Genomic DNA, 16,738 nt, shown 5'->3' with positions numbered 1-16,738 from the left:
TTCGACCTGCCGTCAAGCGAAGTCTTCGAATACGGGCGACCACATCACCCGGATGGTGCCGATGAGCCATATTTCCCCCGCTGCCCGCCATCCACAGGCGTGTGGAACGAAACATGGCGGCATCATGGGTGGGTAGCGTGCGAGACTCACCAGCGCTGGTGGGAAGACGGCGGCTCCATACCTTTTTCAGCTAAGGCCTTCGCGAAGACGCGCCGCAATCTCAGGTCCGACCCGGCGGAATCCAAGCAGACGTGCGGCGCTTCTGACGAGGTCTTCGCTGTCGCCTCCAGGATTGTCCTCGCGCGCCAAGGTTAGGGCCGCCCGTATCTCGATCAATGACAGCATATCCGCCTTACAGGTCGCGCCGGTTTCGGCTGAGCGATCGCGCACGGGCGGGGCGGCTGCTTGCCCAGCTGTGAACCAGAAGTCGTCATCAAGCCGTAGCACGGGATCTGTCCGGCGCGCGGCGCTTAGCGCATTGCGCGTCGCCGCAAGAACCCTGCGGCCCGCATTCTTCTTGCCGAACGCGCCAGCGATGCGTCGTGCGACCTCTTCCAGATGGACAGGGCCTTCGATCTCTACGACTTGCCGCACCAGCGGGATCAAAGTCGCAAGTGGAGCCTCATGCGGTTCAGCAGCGCTTGTAGCCCTCGGCTGCGCGCGGACGTAAGGTGGCATGGCCCGAGCCGCGGGCTCGGGCAGGACATACGACTCTACCTCCGCCACACTCTCAACAACGATCGGTCTGTCGTTCGAGCCCGCGATAGCCACCGGCTTGCCGGCGGCGTCGCGCGCCGTCTCCAGTGCTGAGCGCAGCCGCTCAATCTGGCTGCGGCGATCGTAGAACCAGTCTGTGCTCCATATTCGGTGGAACTGCCATCCGAGGTGTTCCAGCACATCCTGGCGAAGCCGATCGCGTTCCCGTGCCCATAGCGCGGAGTGGTAGGCGGCACCGTCGCATTCCACGGCAAGCAGGTAAGTGCCCGGCTGATCGGGGTGGCGCACGCCGATGTCGATGCGGAAGCCGGCCGACCCCACCTGTGGATCAGCGAGGTAGCCGAGGCTGCGAATCACCTCCGCGACGTCTTCCTCGAAGGGCGAGTCCGCGGCCATCCCCGTGACTGTCGCTTCGTCCATCTGCCCGGATTTGGCGTAGTCGAGAAAGCGCTTCAGGATGCGCGGTCCTTCACGCGATGCTCGGCTTACATCGAGGGCCGACGGATCGAACGAAGCGAACACCTCACAGCGGAGCCGCGCACGGGTGAAAAGCACGTTGAGGCGGCGCTCGCCGCCTTCGCCGTTGACCGGACCGAAGCTCGCACCGATCATGCGACCGCCCGGTTCGGTCGGGCCATAGCCGACGCTGATCAGGATCACGTCCCGCTCATCGCCCTGCACGTTTTCGATGTTCTTGACGAATACGTCCTCCTGCCTGCCCTCACGTAGCAGTCGGTCAAGCGCTGTGTCCGAGCGGCGGGCAAGTTCGAGGAGCTCGGCAATCGTGTTCTTCTGCGCATGGCTGAAGGTGACGATCCCGAGCGAGAGATCCGGCGTCAATCGCGCATGTTCGGCGACGCGCCGGACCAGCGCCTCGCCTTCCCGCCGATTGTCGCGGCGCCCGCCCTTGTCATACGCACCGTTCACCTGCGTGAAGATGAGGCCATAGCCGGGATCTTTCTCTAATGGCGATGGCGGCAGGACGAGGCCGTGCTCGTAGAACTCGGCGTTGGACACGCGCATGAGCGACGGATCGCGAGACCGATAGTGCCACTTCAGCATGCGGGAGGGCAGGCCACGCGCCTCACACAGCGTCAGGATGCTCTCCAGCTCACCGAGCGAGGCTGCACCGCCGAGCAGATCCTCGGCGTCTTCCTCCGGCTCGTCCGTCGCCCCCTCGCCGCTGTCGTCCGCGAGCAGCCGATCGAAAAAGGACGATGGCGGAAGCTGTTTCTGGTCGCCGACGACCACGATCTGGCGCGCGCGTGCGATGGCACCCAGCGCATCCTCCGGGCGAACCTGGCTCGCCTCGTCGATCACGAGAAGGTCGAAGGAGAGGGTGCCGGGCGTGAGATATTGCGCCACCGAGATCGGGCTCATCAGAAGGACGGGCTTGATCCGCTGGATCGCTGCCGGCGCTTCCCTGAACAGGCGCCGCAATGCCATGTGCGCACGCTTCTTGCCGATCTCGCCACGCAGCGTCTTCATCTCCCCCTGCGCGCCCTGTGGCAGCTGCTCCAGGTGGCCGGCGAGAATAGTGGTGACGTTCTCCTTGAGACGGCGGCGCTCCAGCCAGGTGAAGTCGGCCGCTAGCGCGTGACGATCCAGCCCACGCAACGACGCCAGCACAGGGTTGTGGGCCAACGCCTCGTCCCACAACCGCTCCGCACGGGCGAACCGCAGCTCGTCTGCGGCTGCCGAGGCGGCCAAGGTGCCATCGGCAAGCCGGGCGGCCAAGTCCTCAAGGCCGATCCGCTCGATAGCCTCGCGAGCACGGCATAGAGCGGTCCACTCGCCATAACGATCGATCGAGTCCGCCATGGCAGAAAAGCGAGCGGCTCGGATAGCAAGGTCGGCTTCGGCCGAAGCCGCAGCGTGATCTGTCGCGAGGGCCAGCGTGCGGCAAACTGCTTCGAGCAGAGTGATCTCCGCCGCGCCACGTCGTAACGCCTCAACCATCTGCGAGAGGCGTGCCGTTTCGGACGCCAGCGCGATGAGCCGGTCGCCCGCGACAGACATCGCACCGCCACGCGCCCGGGCGCACCAGCGTGCGACGGTGGCGACACGGGCGAAGTCGGTTCTCTCGCCGCGCCAGCTGTCCCCAAGCGACGAGGCCAGGAATGCCTCGTCATCTGCCCAGGAGCGCCGCTGCGACTGAACGTCGCAAAGCTGGTCAACAAGGCCCAGCCGTTCCTCGGGCAGCTTGGGCAGCGCTGCGTGCAGCAGCCCACCCAACGTCCGCGAGGCCCCGCGATAGGCGGACCCCCAGCGCGCGAACCACGAGCTTGCCCCAGCAACCAGCGGCGCACGCAAAGGGCCGACTTCGGTCGAGAACGCCGCGTCGACGAAGGCGGGCCGCGCTGCCTCGCGGGCTTTCTGCCAGGCCGCCGACGCGTCCAGTGCGTCGGTCAGGCGGGCAAGATCGCGATTGTCGATCAGGCGCTCCGCAAGGGGGCGGTCGTCAGGCGCAAGCCCTCCCAACCGACTAAGCAGATCGGCAACCGCTTCCACTTGGTCAGCGGCTCGCGGTCCTGCCACATTGGACGCGGTCATCGGCGTGTCGAGCGCGGCGCGGAGCTCATCAGCAGCTTGCCCGGCACGCCGCAGCTCGTCCACCAATCGGGTCAGCGCCACTGGCTGTAGATCGAGCGCGCCCACGCCTGCAAAAGGGTGGTGCTCGGGTGCGCCCGCCGTTTCGATCAGGGCCGCAAACCGGGCGAGCGCCGCAACCGCAACGTCCTCTTCGGCGCGCGTCATGGTTACGAGGGTGGACGCATCAAGTGTCGGCGGGGGCGTTCCTGCACCGACGAGCCGAGCCTGGCGGCCGAGCACAGTATATGCTGTTTCGCCGGACTTGCCGATCGGCTGATGCAACGCCGCGGCTATGTCATTCAGCCGATCACGGGCCTCGCGGAGCTCCGTGGGGGCGCTCGGAACACCCGGAACGGCTTGCCCCGCCAGCAGCGTCCGCGCGAGCTCACCCAACACGGCCTTCTTGTTCGCGGTCCGGCTGTGCAGCTCCAGGATCAGGTCGCGCAAGCCGACCTTTACCAGCCGGTCGTGGACTACTGATAGCGCGGCCATCTTCTCCGCCACGAACAGGACGGTGCGCCCTTCCTTCGCTGCCGCCGCAACGATGTTGGTGATGGTCTGGCTCTTGCCAGTGCCGGGCGGCCCCTGAACCACCAGGTTGCGGCCGGCACGAACCTCCTCGATCACCTTGGCCTGGCTGGCATCCGCGTCCACGACGTGAAAAATCTTTTCGGGCGGGAGAACAACGTCGAGTCGGTCGTCAGGCCCGAACAGCGGGCGCTCGGGCTCAAAACCCTCGTAAAGAAGTCCCCGCGTCAGTTCGTGTGCACCAAGCTCGTCTTCCGGCCACGCATCAAGCGCGAGGTCTCGATACATGAGGAGCTTGGAAAAGGAGAAGAAGCCGAGCTGGATGGCGTCCCGATCGATACGCCAGTCCGGCCGACTGGCAACGATGGTTTCTACCTCACGGTGGTAGTCCGATGGTCGCCAGCTCTCTTCCGCCACGTCGATCTCGGGCAGCTTGATGCCGAAGTCGTCTGCCCAACGCTGCTGAAGGGGCAGGTTGGTCATCACCTCCTCGTCACGAACGCGGAGCTCGTAGGTGGAGCTGCGTTCGTTGCGTTTGAGCTCGACCGGGAGCAGGACCAGGGGGGCTTCGCGAGGGACATCGGAGGTCTTGTCCTCGAACCATGTTGCGAAGCCGAGCGCCAGGTAGAGGATGTTGACGCCTTGCTCCTCCTCGGCGGTCTTCGCCTCGCGCGCGATCTTCAGCAGCTTTTTGGCAAGCGCGTCGGGTCCCAGCCGCGTCTCAAGCTGGTTGTCGGTGTAGCGCCCTTCACCAATCGCGTCGTCGTGATCATCGGCCAAGACAACTTCGCCAGCCGCATGCCGATCGTGGCCAAGCGCACGGAAACGCATGGCGCGACCGCCGGACAGGATCGCATAGACGTCGTCCGATCGCTCGTTGATGACGTTGACCACGTTGCCGCGCGTGTTTGCCCGATTGACGTGCACCAGCCGGTTGCGCGTGCCCGTCTCGACCAGCCGTCGACGGGTTTCGTCAAAAAGGCGTTGGACGGCGCGACGGGTGGGATCAGCAGATGAAGTAGAAGGAGCGGTAGCGGTCGTCGTCATCGTGTTGCGTTCTCGAGCGTGCTAACCATATCAATCAAATGCTCGAACCGTTCGCTCACGGCACCACCACCATCGCTCATGCAGCCTCCCCCAGCGAACGCAATCGACTTGATGATCGCCGCCCCACGTCAGCATGGCTCGGTCTTTGTAGAAGGAAAAGACCGAAACAGCCCTTTGGCAGCGGCCGATGCACCCCAGCCGGACGCTTGGGATGCTCACAGGGACGCGCTCAAGCTTCGTCAAACAGGCCAAGCGGCTCGGAATCGGACGTGCAAGCGTCTACCGTTCGCTAGGGACATGATCGCCATCCACGCCGCTTCAACCTACCGTCAAGAGAAGTCCTAGAAAACGGGTGAGTAGGCCACCCGGGTGCTGCCGATCAGGCGTGGGCTTTCGGCTGCCTGCCATCCATAGGCGCGCCGATGGCATGACCGCCAGCGTTCCAAATCTTTCCTACCCACTTCAGAGGCCATTAGAAAAGAGGAAGCTGTGAGTCTGGCTCATCCTCCGCGCGCTGAGGGCCGCTGGCTACCAACCGCAAGCCAGCTCCTTTAAGAGCAACCGCTAGGCTAATGGGGCGGCCCTCGACCGTGAGCTCAACCTCGAGACCGCTGCTGGATAAAAGCTTGGAGAAGGAGATTGAAGCGTTGCCTCCTTCGACATGCACAGCTCCGAGGTCTCGCAACTGAATCAACGGCTGGCTCTCTTGGTTGACCACGCTATCGGCGCGCACCGGGCTCGGCATCGGTCGCGCCGTTTCGAGCAGGACGGTTTGGTGCTCGAACCCGCCGCGTCTCAGACGCTTCTCGGTAGCTGCGGAGACCAAATCTTCCCATTCGATGCCGCTGGTAGAGGCAAGCCCTCGCACCACCTCGAGAACGTCGGAAAGCTCCTCCAGCTGTTCCGGGAGTGTTGCGGCAGCGCTGAGTTCAAGACCTTCCTCAAATAGCTTACCGATCAGGGCAGCTCTGTTTTCGCCTCGAGAGAGTCGAGCAGCGCTCACACGCTCACCTTTGGCGGCGATACTCTGAGGAATCGCGTCGCGAACAACTTTGTAATGTCGATGCCTCCCTCGCACACGCGGATACTTAGGGTGAGGCACGAGAACTAAGATGCCCGCCGCACGTAGGCGGTAATATGCGTGGCCCAGCACCGAGCCAGCTACTTCAACTGGTAAGCTGCGAGTTTGAGCGAGAAGTATAACCCTATCAAGGAATCGGTCATCATCTCGTACTAGCTCAACTTCAGGTGCAACCCATATGATAAATCTGTCTTGGCGCAAGGATGCGGTGTTGAGATCTGTCTCGTTGCGAACTCTGCATGTAGGGAGAGGCGGGCGCTTGGCGGCTTCAAAGCCGACAAACTCTCGCGAGCGATACCAAGGTAAGTGCTGCCCGAGGCCGAGCGTGGCTGGTAGATCGCAAAACCACATGACTTGCGCTCGGTCCTTGATCTTCCGAGCTATTGATACTGTCTCAAGAGCTATAAAGCGTAGCGCTTCCCTCGACAGCGTTCGATCCCGACCGTATTGCCTTGCAACCTGAACGTAGCGCCAACTGCCGTCGTTTTGCTCCTGAAGGAAGTCTGGTTTGAAGCGAACGTCGGCTGCAAGCTCCTCCCCGGTGCGTGCATCAAGCTGGAATGAGTCATGGCTAAGAAACTGGAGGCCATCAGGCAGGCCCCAGAGACAATCAACCCGCACGATGTCGTCCCCTGGGGAGTAATACGACCAAGCTGCGGCGCGGGCAGGAATGTATCGGTGCACGATGATCGCAATGTCGTCTTGCGCCACACCACCTGAGCTTAGATCGGAAAGGGTCTGGCTGACCCATCTTGCAGCTGTCTCGCCATTGACCGTGTGGGTGCGAGGTAGATTAAAGGACTTCACCTTCGGGTCTTTGCAGTCGGTTCGTAAGACGGCGCGACCGCCTGTCAGCCGATCAATCTCGCTTGCGAGTGCGGCCGCACCGTCTTCTCGCACGAGCAATGCCGCAAGCTCATCGCCGCCCGCGAAGAACAACTGATGTCGGGGCGGCTCTGAGCCCGTCCAGAAGTCTCTAATGTTCCGCAGCTTTCGCCAAGGTGGGTCATCTTGAACTCTATAAAGTGTAAAAATGTCTCCATGAGCGGAACGTGACGTGCTTTCCTCTGCGTGGCGCAGCGACGGCATCACATGGGGGTTTGCCCCAGCGGACGTAGGACTCTCCTGATCAAGCTGAACTATCCAAACTTTGCCGTTGGACGCGCACCATTCTAGGTGGGATCGTCCACCCACTCGAACATTAATCCAATGGCAAACCCTGCGAAGCACTCCTCCAACCTTAAGCGGAGACGCAAGATTTAGATTAATCTGCTCGTCTGGCGCCTGCGCAAACTTCGAGTTCAATCCACGCTCTGGAGAGAAGAGTGGCTCTTCTATGAAGTATTTCCACTGATTGCGAGTGGCGCTTAGATGCACCTCGTTTGAAACATGGCCGGAAAGATCAGGCGCAGTGTAGCGGTGGATGCATATGCCCATGCCGCTATGCCGCGCTCGATCCGAGAAGTGCCTGAAGATTGTCTCCATGGCCGCTGTGAGATCGGCCACCGACGCCCCTACTTCTAGGCGCAGTGACTTGTAGAGGCCGCGATCTTCAAGTCCTTCACCGACCGCGCTGGACCGCACGATAACTGCAATGCTTCCGTTGTCAGAAACGAGTCGCAGTGCCTCGCCGAGGCTTATCTTTTTACGATCTAGACGTGATTTCCACGCTGCCGGGTCATTCGCCCACTCCTGAGAAAGCCATGCGGGGAGAGCGACATATGGCGGCACCCACGCCGGCGGAAGGATCTGAAGTCCGGCTACCTTGGTGCCGTAATGTAAGATAGTCGTGAAGTAGTCAAACTGGGTGCTCGCTGGCGCGTGGGCCAGTCCTGGATGTAGCAGCAGGCCGGGCAGCCGCGGCTTGTTGTGGACTAGAGCTTCTGTCGGCCCGATTCTCACGCGGTTTCACGGCTGGTCACTGTTGTGCCGCTGCTCCCTTTTGGCTCATCAACCGTCCCGAACCACTTGTGAGCGAGTTTCTGCAAAGAGGCGAGGACATTGTCTGAAAAGTAGCCGATGAGCCATCCCGTGCCTACTGCGCCATAGAAGCTCGAGAAAAACTTGGTGTCGATGAGCGAGAGGAGGCCTGACGCGACGAGCATGGAGGCGAATACCGCGACGGTCCCGGAAAGCACGGGCACGATTAGACGCCAAAGGAGGCGATCTTGGTTCCACAAGCCTTTCGCGACCGAGTGGTAGAGCCACTTCAGGGCGAAACACGAGCCGCCCACGGTTCCGCTAAGTCCGACAGACATCCACAGGAGGAAGTTGCGATCCCGAGGATATACAAAGTCGACGCCCAGTAGATGGATCGGCCGATTGTCGAGAGGTGCGGGTGGGCCTACGTGGTAGGCCACCCAGATTAGGCCTCCGGCGCATACGAGGAGTGAGGCAACAAGGTAGACGAACTCGGCACTAATCTGGCACCAAGCTCGCGCGCCGTAACGGCTGGTCCAGCCGCCAAGCGGACGATGGTCTAGCTTGTTGTCCTCGCGCTCGCGCGGCGACTGATTGCCCGACGCTATCGAGTCGTGTTGAAGCGCAGCTCCCCGAGCATTGTTAGCGTCTCTCGCACGTTGTGCCTCTGAGGATGCGTCCGGTAGTTCCATTCAGGTCCGATCCCCAGCTCGCTCGCGATGATGCGACGGACCCACTGCGACTCTGGTCGACGCATTTTTCCCACCATGGTCTGGTGATCGGTCATCCGCCATAGGAGTATGTAGTCTCCCTCAACTGGCGGCTGATCAAACGGCGTAGTGGAGGCTACTGGAGCCTCCCACTCGATCCCTGAGTCGGCGGCACTTGTGACAGCTTCGATCAGGTCAAATGGCAGTGGAACGATATGCAGGTGCGCTTGGTCAACGCCGCACCCGACGAGCCCTCCTGGCTTCCGACTACCATGCTCGAAACAAAACACCTCCTTGCCCGTCTTCGAGAGGGTGTCCGCCACCTTGATGGCAATGGCGGCGAGTTCCACGCGCTCGGCAAGGTTCGTCTCAGAGAGGTTCAAAAGAGGCCGACGCGGCACGACAAGCGTCCAGCCCGGCGCGAGTGCGCCGGCTGATGGCACGGCCACAAATCGCTCGCTACGTAGGATCTCGCGATCCCACTCCGCACTCGAGCGGGGCAGCGAGTCGTTCGTGATCCACGCGAACCTCGTGCCTTCTACCATCGTCCATCTGCTCCGTGCGCCACCGTCTGCAAGACCGTTATATGATGTTCAGCGGGCCGCGAACAGAAACTACCATGGCCTAGGTAAGAGATCCCTTTCCACAGCGCCGCTGCACGCAAGGCACTGGAGTTTGCTCACACGCTACAACGCTCGCTACAGAACCTGCTACAGCAGGTCCGTGGAAGACCGCAGAAAACCGCGGTTTCCGGATGATGGTCGGGGAGACAGGATTCGAACCTGCGACCCTCTGGTCCCAAACCAGATGCGCTACCAGACTGCGCCACTCCCCGACGCGGACGCTGTTAGCCGCGATCTTGTCCGCCGCCAAGCGGTTGCGGCAGATCGCGGCTGGCGCGCGACAATCGTAGCAACCGGTCGCATGAGGCGACGTTTCCCGGCCGGCACGCGCCGTTTGCGTGTGCCCAGGTCAGGAGGAACCCAGTCCATGCGCAAGCTTCTTCTCGCGCTCAGCACGATCGCCGTCGCGCTGCCCGTCGCCGCCCTCGATGCCCAGCCGGGCTATGGCAATCGCCGCCGCGAGGTGCGCCAGGAACAGCGCGAATGCCGGCGCGAGCTGCGCCGCTCCGAAACGCGCCGCGAGTTCGATCGCGAGCTGCGCGAGTGCCGCCGCGAACTGGCGCAGGCGCGCCGATCCGGCCGGTGGCAGAACTGGGATCGTCGCTGGCGCGGCTGGTAAGCCCGGGGGCGGGGGGCGGCGCGGCCGTCCTCCGCCGCAGGTCAGCGGGCGACGGCGCGATCCAGCGCGGCGACGTCGATCCGGGTCATGCCCATCATCGCCTCCATCGCGCGGCGGGCGGTCTCCGGGTCGGGATGCGCCATCAGTTCCGCCAATCTCTGCGGGACGATCTGCCACTGATAGCCCCACGGATCCTTGATCCAGCCGCAGGCGATCTCCGCACCGCCCTGTGCGAGGAAGCCGTCCCAGATGCGGTCCACCTCCGCCTGATCGTCGCAATTGACCGACAGGGACAGCGCCTGCGTCGGCTCGGGCGGTGAGAAGCCGTTCAGCGCCTGGAAGCTCTGCCCCGCCAGCGTGAACTCGATCAGCTGCACCGCGCCCGCCTTGCCGCCGGGGAAGTCGGCCGGCGCGCGCTGCACCCGATCGATCCGCGCATCGGGGAAGAGCGAGACGTAGAGCTTCGCCGCCGCTTCGCCATCATCGACGAACCACAGGCACGGGCTGATCTTCGACATCGACTCGGCTCCCTCGACAGGTGGCGCGAGTTTGCCGTGATCGGTTACTAAAAACAACCAGCTGTGGATCAGACCTGCGGCAGCGCCTGATCGGCCACGCCCCAGCCGCGCAACGCCGGGCTGCCGGCGCGCGCGATCAGCTCCGCTGCATCGGCGATGGTGTAGCGGCCGGCAGCGTCCATGCCGGCCAGCTCGTCCCACGTGATCGGCGCGGCGACGGGGGCGTTCGGCCGGGCGCGCGCGGCATAAGGCAGGATGGCGGTGGCGCCGCGCTGGTTGCGCAGCCAGTCGAGAAAGATGCGGCCGGTGCGCTGCACCTTCTTCATGTTGGCGGTGAAGCGATCGGGATGCGCCGCCTCCATCGCGCGGGCGAAGCGGCTGGCGAAATCCTTGACCTCGGGCCACGCGACGCTGGCATCGAGGGGAGCGACGACATGGACGCCCTTGCCCCCGGTCACCATCGGGAAGGTGACGAGGCCCATGCCGGCCAGCGCATCGCGCAGCATCACCGCGGCGTTCCGCACTGCGGCGAAATCCAGCCCCTCGTCGGGATCGAGATCGAAGACGAGCCGGTCGGGCCGCTCGACATCGCCCGCCGAGGCGCCCCAGCCGTGAAATTCGATGGCGCCCATCTGCACGCAGGCGATCAGTCCGGCTGCGTCCTCGACATAGAGATAGGGCTGCTCGGACCCGTCCTTTTCACGCACCGGCACGTGGTGGACATGCTCGCCGAAGCTGCCGGCGTCATGCTTCTGGAAGAAGCAATGCTTGGCCCGCCCCTGCGGGCAGCGAACGAGGCTGACCGGGCGGTTGGCCGCCCATTGCAGCATCGGCTCCGCGACCGCGGCATAATAAGCGGCGAGCTGCCCCTTGGTGATCCGCGCCTCGGGATAGATGACGCGATCGGGGTTGGTGATGCGGATGCCGGCGAAGCTGTCGGCCGGCTCGGTCGGCGCTGGCGGTGCCTTGGCCTTCGCCTTGCCCTTCGCGGGCGGCGTGACGGCAACGGGCGTTTCCACCGTCACGTCCGCCGCGGGCTTGTCCTCACGCAGGCCCAGGAAGCTCGGGTGGCGCAGCACGCCGTCGCCGGTCGTCTCGGTGAAGGCGATTTCGGCGACGAGCGCGGGCTTGACCCAATGCGCGCCGCGAACGGCCGCGCGCGGCGCCTCGACCGTCGGCGTCTTGCGCTCGATCCGCTTCAGGCGTGCCGACAGCTCGGCCAGCGTGGCCGCGTCGAAGCCCGTGCCGACCTTGCCCGCATAACGCAGGCGCCCGTCCTCGTGCACGCCGAGCAGCAGCGAGCGGAAACCGCGCGCGCCCTTGTCGCTCGGCGTCCAGCCGACGATGACGAATTCCTGCCGGCGCAGGCATTTGACCTTGAGCCATGCCTGACTGCGCCGCCCGCGATAAGGCGCGTCCGCGCGCTTGGCGATGATGCCTTCATAGCCCTCTCCGCAGAGCGAGGCGAAGAGCTTCTCGCCGCCGCCCTCGATATGCTCGGCATAATGAAGCGGCGGCTGCACGCCTTCCAGTAGCGCGGCGAGCCGTCCCTTGCGCTCGATATTGGGGAGGGCGGTCAGATCCTCGCCATCCTGCTCCAGCAGGTCGAAGGCGAAATAATGCAGATCGCCGCCCTCCTTGAGCGCCGCCTGGAGCGCCTGGAAGGAAGGGCGGCCATTGGCGTCGAGCACGACCATCTCGCCGTCGATCAGCGCCGTGCCGGGGATCTGCGCCGCGGCCGCCTCGACGACGCTGCCGAACCGGTCCGACCAGTCGAGCCCGGTGCGGGTGAACGCCCGCGCCTTGCCGCCGCCGACCGCGACGAGCGCGCGATAGCCGTCATACTTGACCTCGTTCAGCCAGCCGGCGCCCGCCGGCACCGCATCGACGAGGGTGGCGAGCTGGACATCGCGGAAGGCGGGCGGCGCCGCGTTGGAGGCCTTGCCCCGGGGCCTCGGCGTCTTCGCCGCGGTTGCGGACTTCCGCGCGCGCGGGGCAGCGGATGCTTTCGCCTTGGCCGCGGGCTTCGCCTCGACGCCCGCCGCAATCTCCTCCATCGTGCGGCCCGTTGCGACGCTGGTCACCGCGCGGGCCACCAGATCGTCGCCGCCGCCGGCATGGTCGTCCGCCACCTTGCGGAGCAGCCAGTTCTCGTTCTTCTCGCGGCCGCGCGGCTTCAGGCGGATCATGATCCACTCGCCCTTCATCCGCTCGCCCTCAAGCGTGAAGTGGAGGTGGCCTTCCTCAAGCGTCTTTCGCGGATCCTTGCCGGGATGCGGCGTCCACGTGCCACGATCCCACAGCATCACCGTGCCACCGCCATAATCGCCCTTGGGGATCGTCCCCTCGAACGTGGCATAGCCGAGCGGGTGATCCTCGGTGCGGACCGCCAGCCGCTTGTCGTCGGGGTCGAGGCTGGGCCCACGCGTCACCGCCCAGCTTTTCAGCACGCCGTCCAGCTCCAGCCGGAAATCCCAGTGGAGGCGGGTGGCGGCATGCTTCTGCACCATGAAGATGTTGCCCGCGCTGTCGGCCAGCTCACCCTTCGGCTCGGCGGTGCGGGTGAAATCGCGCTTGGCATTGTAGAGCGCCAGCGGATCGTCCGGCCTGGCGGAGGGTGGGGTCGTGGCCTTGCGCGCCACCGCGTCAGGCCCGCTTGCGCGCGGGCGCCTTGGCCGGCGCCTTTGCCGCCGGCTTGGCGGCGGCCGGCTTCTTGGCCGCAGGCTTGGCCGGCGCCTTCTTCGCCGCGGGCTTCTTGGCGGGCGCCTCGTCCTTCGCGGCCGTATCACCCTTGTCGAGCGAGCGTTTCAGCGCCGCCATCAGGTCGATCACGTTGGAGCCGCGCGGCGCCTTAGTGTCGTCCGCCTCCACCGCCACCGTCTTGCCCTTGCGCTTGCGCTCAATCAGGCCCTTCAGCGCATCGACATAGCGATCGTGAAACTGGCTGGCGTCGAACTTGCCGGCTTTCTTGTCGATCAGCGTCGTCGCCAGATCGAGCAGGTCGGCGTCGGGCTTCTCGTCACCGATCTCGCGGAAATAGCTGGACGCCTTGTTCACCTCGTCGGCGTAGCGCAGCGTTTCCAGCACCAGCCCGCGCCCACACGGCTTCAGGCTGACGACATATTCGCGGCCACGGAGCGCCAGCTGGCCGAGGCCGATCTTGCGCGCCTTGCGGAGCGCCTCGCGCAGCACGATGAACGCCTCCTCGGCGAGGTCGTCCGCCGGCACGACATAATAGGGCTTCTCGTAGTAGATCGGATCGATCTCGTCATAATCGACGAACTGGGTCAGCTCGAGCGTCTTCCTGCTCTCCAGCTTGACGCTTTCGATCTCCTTCTCGTCGAGCAGGACGTAATCGCCTTTCGACACCTCATAGCCCTTGAGGATCTCGTCAGGGTCGACCGGGCCGATGCCGGGCACGACCTTCTCATATTTGATCCGCTTGCCCGATGGCTCGTGGATCTGGTGGAACGCCACCTGCGCGCCGCTTTTCGTCGCGGAGTAGATTTCCACCGGGATGGAAACCAGCGCCAGCCGGATCTGCCCCTGCCAATATGCCCGCGCCGCCATGGCCTTGCCGTCCTTCGTTGCGAGGGCGATTCAAAGCCGGGAGGCGTTTGCGGTTCCCTTGTTTTCTCGATGCATCGCCGGTCGTTACTCTGCCTTAACCATCCCTATGCGAGCGCCGGTTCCATGGACGAGTTGATGGGCGACTTCATCGCGGAGACCCGCGAGACGATGGAGGCGATCGCCGGGGAGATCGTCGCGTGGGAGGCCGATCCGGCGGACCGCGCGCGGCTCGATGCGATCTTCCGCTTCGTCCATACGGTGAAGGGCAGTTGCGGCTTCCTGAACCTGACGCGGCTCGGCCGGCTGGCGCATGCGGCGGAGGATGCGCTGGCCGACGTGCGCGACGGGCGGCGACCGGCGGATGCGGCGCTCGTCACTGCGGTGCTCGGCATCGTCGACCGGATCGGCGCGCTGGTGGATGCGATCGACCGGGGCGAGGGGCTGCCCGATGCCGAGGATCACCGCCTCGTCGCCGCGCTGGACCGGCGCGCGCCCGCGCCCGCGCCCGTCGCCGCACCGCCGCCGGCCGCGCGCGCGCCGGCGCGGTCGATCCGCGTGTCGGTCGACCTGCTCGACCGCATGATGGCGGGCGTGTCCGACCTGGTGCTCGCCCGCAACGAACTCGCTCGTCGCTTCCGCGACGAGGACGAGGCTGCGCTCGAGCGCCTGACCTGCACCATCGGCGAGCTGCGCGAGATGATCACGCGCACGCGCATGGCGCGCGTCGACAGCCTGTTCGCCGCGCTGCCGCGGCTGGTGCGCGATCTGTCCGCCGAGCTTGGCCGCCAGGTGACGCTCTCGATCGACGGCGGCGAGGTGGAGCTGGATCGCGAGATGATCGAGATGATCCGCGATCCGCTGACCCATATCGTCCGCAACGCCATCGATCACGGCATCGAGCCTGCGGCGGAGCGCATCGCCCGGGGCAAGCCCGCCGCGGGCACGCTGGCGCTCGCGGCGCGCCAGTCGGGCAACCAGATCCTGATCGAGGTGAGCGACGATGGTGCGGGCATCGACACCGCGCGGCTGGTGGCCAAAGCGGTCGCGGCCGGGCTGGTCGATGCGGGCGAGGCGGCGCGGCTGACGCCCGCCTGCGCCGCCGGGCTGATCTTCCGGCCCGGCCTTTCCACCGCGGAGGCGGTGACCGAAGTCTCCGGCCGGGGTGTCGGCATGGATGTCGTCCGCGCCAATGTGGAGCGGATCGGCGGCAGCGTCGCGCTCGACAACCGGCCGGGCGAGGGGGTGCGCCTGACGCTCCGCATGCCGATGACGCTGACGATCATTCCCGCGCTCACCGTCTCGGCCGGTGGGCAATGTTTCGCGCTGCCCCGCTCCGCCATCGAGGAGATTGTCCGCGCCGATGGCCCGGCCGTGTCGGTCGAGCAGGTCGGCGGTGCCACCATCGCGACGGTGCGCGGCGTGCGGCAGGCGGTGGTCGATCTCGCCGGGCTGCTTGCGCTCGAGGCCGGGCCTGCGCCCCTGCTGGTGCTGGTGCGGCCCGCAGGCGGGGCGCGCTTTGCCCTCGCCGTCGCCACGGTGCTCGATCATGAGGATCTGGTGGTGAAGCCCGCTGCGCCGGCGGTGATGGCGACCGGCCTGTATGCCGGCGTCACGCTGCCAGACGACAATCGCCCGATGCTGCTACTCGACCCACCCGGCCTCGCCATCGCCGCGGGCATCGCCACCGTGGACCTGGCCGGGCCTGCCGCCGATCCCGCGCCCGAGCCGGTCGCGACCATGCCGGCCCTGCTGTTCGTCGCGCTCGACGGGGCGGAGCGCGCGGTGCCGCTGCCGCTGGTCGAGCGGATCGAGGATGTCGCGGCGGATGCCGTCCGCACGATCCGCGGCCGGCTGCGGCTGGCGCATGGCGGGCGCGTCATCCCGCTGGTCGCCGATGCGGCGCTGCCGGGCGAGGGCAGCCTGCGCGTCCTGCACCTGAGCGACGGCACCGCGCATCTTGCGCTCGCCGTCGCCCACGTCGCCGACATCGTCGCGCTGCCACTGCCCTGCGGTGACGGGATCGCCGTGCTGGATGGCCGCCCGGTCGAGCTGGTCGATGTGCCGGCGCTGATCGCCGCCGCCGCGCTGCCGCCGCCCCAGCAGCGCCCGCTGGTGCTACTGGCCGATGCGGGGGACGGCTGGATGGAGATGATGCTGCGGCCGATGCTGGAGGCGGCGGGCTATTGCCTTGCGCCGCCTGGTGCTTCGCCCGGCGATGCCGACGTGGTGATCGCCGCCGAGGGGCAGTTGCAGCAGGCGGCGCCCGGCGCGCTCGTTCGCCTGCGCGCCGCCAACGAAGCGACCGAGGGGCACGAGGACAGCGTCTGGCGCTATGACGGTGCCGGCCTGCTTGCCGCACTCGCCGCGCGGACGGGCGGGCGCTGACATGCTGCACCTGATCGTCGCCATCGACGGCCAGCGCATCGCCTTGCCGGCGGCTGCGGTGGAGTCGGTGATCGAGCTGGACGCGCTCACCCCCGTGCCGCGCGGCCCTGCGCACCTGCTCGGCCTGATGGCGCTGCGCAGCCGCGTGCTGACGGTGATCGACAGCCGCGCCGCGATCGGCCTGCCGCCGGCACCGCCGAGCGAGCGGCGCGAGGCGGTGGTGGTCGAGGTGGAGGGGGCGGCCTATGCCCTCACCGTGGATGCGCTGGACGACGTGGCGGAGGCGGATGGGCCGCCGGAGCCGGTGCGGGGCACGCTCGCGGCCGCGTGGGCAGGCGTGGCCGATGCGGTGGTGCCCGTCGGCGGCGCGCTCGCGCTCCGTATCAATCCGGCGGCGCTGATCGCCGGGCGTTAACCGCTTGGCGACG

At 65.9% G+C, this 16,738-nt stretch carries 10 protein-coding genes and 1 tRNA gene; 3 read left to right on the top strand and 8 right to left on the bottom strand.

Features of this window, described 5'->3' with window-relative positions; translation table 11 throughout:
- Window positions 1-186: 186 nt before the first annotated feature.
- From BM360_RS10455 to BM360_RS10435, 5 genes are all read right to left on the bottom strand, one after another.
- Window positions 187-4,884 carry a DUF3320 domain-containing protein gene (locus BM360_RS10455; RefSeq protein WP_093314401.1) on the bottom strand — a complete coding sequence of 1,566 codons (4,698 nt, stop codon included), beginning with the start codon at window positions 4,882-4,884 and terminating at the stop codon, window positions 187-189.
- Window positions 4,885-5,356: 472 nt separating this feature from the next.
- A complete protein-coding gene (locus tag BM360_RS19340) occupies window positions 5,357-7,867 on the bottom strand; it encodes a nucleoside triphosphate pyrophosphohydrolase (RefSeq protein WP_131819241.1) in 2,511 nt (836 codons plus the stop codon).
- Window positions 7,864-8,109 carry a hypothetical protein gene (locus BM360_RS10445; RefSeq protein ID WP_131819240.1) on the bottom strand — a complete coding sequence of 82 codons (246 nt, stop codon included), beginning with the start codon at window positions 8,107-8,109 and terminating at the stop codon, window positions 7,864-7,866. Before BM360_RS10445 ends, BM360_RS19340 begins: the two co-directional genes overlap by 4 nt.
- Before the next feature lie 380 nt (window positions 8,110-8,489).
- Entirely contained in the window at window positions 8,490-9,140 is a 651-nt protein-coding gene (locus BM360_RS10440; RefSeq protein WP_093314395.1) for an HIT family protein, read from the bottom strand.
- Between the two features lie 213 nt (window positions 9,141-9,353).
- Window positions 9,354-9,430: transfer RNA gene (locus tag BM360_RS10435), tRNA-Pro, on the bottom strand.
- A 155-nt stretch (window positions 9,431-9,585) separates the two neighbouring features.
- On the opposite strand from BM360_RS10435, the gene BM360_RS10430 reads away from it, so the two are divergent.
- The gene (locus BM360_RS10430) at window positions 9,586-9,837 is read left to right on the top strand and encodes a hypothetical protein (RefSeq protein WP_093314393.1); all 252 of its coding nucleotides are present in this window, start codon (window positions 9,586-9,588) and stop codon (window positions 9,835-9,837) included.
- 41 nt (window positions 9,838-9,878) lie between these two features.
- On the opposite strand, the gene BM360_RS10425 is transcribed toward BM360_RS10430, so the two are convergent.
- The 3 genes from BM360_RS10425 to ku all read right to left on the bottom strand — a co-directional run bounded on the left by BM360_RS10425 (window position 9,879) and on the right by ku (window position 13,925).
- A complete protein-coding gene (locus BM360_RS10425) occupies window positions 9,879-10,355 on the bottom strand; it encodes a VOC family protein (protein ID WP_093314391.1) in 477 nt (158 codons plus the stop codon).
- A 68-nt stretch (window positions 10,356-10,423) separates the two neighbouring features.
- Window positions 10,424-12,997 carry a DNA ligase D gene (ligD, locus tag BM360_RS10420; RefSeq protein WP_093314389.1) on the bottom strand — a complete coding sequence of 858 codons (2,574 nt, stop codon included), beginning with the start codon at window positions 12,995-12,997 and terminating at the stop codon, window positions 10,424-10,426.
- Between the two features lie 4 nt (window positions 12,998-13,001).
- Window positions 13,002-13,925: a non-homologous end joining protein Ku gene (gene ku / locus BM360_RS10415; RefSeq protein ID WP_093314387.1), complete on the bottom strand. Its 924-nt coding sequence runs from the start codon at window positions 13,923-13,925 to the stop codon at window positions 13,002-13,004.
- Between the two features lie 123 nt (window positions 13,926-14,048).
- Between ku and BM360_RS10410 the strand changes: the two genes are divergently transcribed.
- Window positions 14,049-16,310 carry an Hpt domain-containing protein gene (locus tag BM360_RS10410; protein WP_093314385.1) on the top strand — a complete coding sequence of 754 codons (2,262 nt, stop codon included), beginning with the start codon at window positions 14,049-14,051 and terminating at the stop codon, window positions 16,308-16,310.
- 1 nt (window position 16,311) lies between these two features.
- Window positions 16,312-16,725, top strand: coding sequence for a chemotaxis protein CheW (locus tag BM360_RS10405; RefSeq protein WP_165611276.1), 414 nt, complete (start codon window positions 16,312-16,314; stop codon window positions 16,723-16,725).
- Window positions 16,726-16,738: the final 13 nt, after the last annotated feature.

This window comes from Sphingomonas jatrophae, assembly GCF_900113315.1.
GTDB classification, from domain to species: domain Bacteria; phylum Pseudomonadota; class Alphaproteobacteria; order Sphingomonadales; family Sphingomonadaceae; genus Sphingomonas_P; species Sphingomonas_P jatrophae.
Note: the sequence above shows the minus strand (reverse complement) of the source record. Positions and strands in the feature narration are given on the sequence as shown.

Excerpts from the sequence above, each read along its gene's own strand:
- BM360_RS10455 (WP_093314401.1), bottom strand. The coding sequence starts at position 4,884 with ATGACGACGACCGCTACCGCTCCTTCTACTTCATCTGCTGATCCCACC.
- BM360_RS10440 (WP_093314395.1), bottom strand. The coding sequence starts at position 9,140 with ATGGTAGAAGGCACGAGGTTCGCGTGGATCACGAACGACTCGCTGCCC.
- BM360_RS10430 (WP_093314393.1), top strand. The coding sequence starts at position 9,586 with ATGCGCAAGCTTCTTCTCGCGCTCAGCACGATCGCCGTCGCGCTGCCC.
- BM360_RS10425 (WP_093314391.1), bottom strand. The coding sequence starts at position 10,355 with ATGTCGAAGATCAGCCCGTGCCTGTGGTTCGTCGATGATGGCGAAGCG.
- ku (WP_093314387.1), bottom strand. The coding sequence starts at position 13,925 with ATGGCGGCGCGGGCATATTGGCAGGGGCAGATCCGGCTGGCGCTGGTT.
- BM360_RS10410 (WP_093314385.1), top strand. The coding sequence starts at position 14,049 with ATGGACGAGTTGATGGGCGACTTCATCGCGGAGACCCGCGAGACGATG.
- BM360_RS10405 (WP_165611276.1), top strand. The coding sequence starts at position 16,312 with ATGCTGCACCTGATCGTCGCCATCGACGGCCAGCGCATCGCCTTGCCG.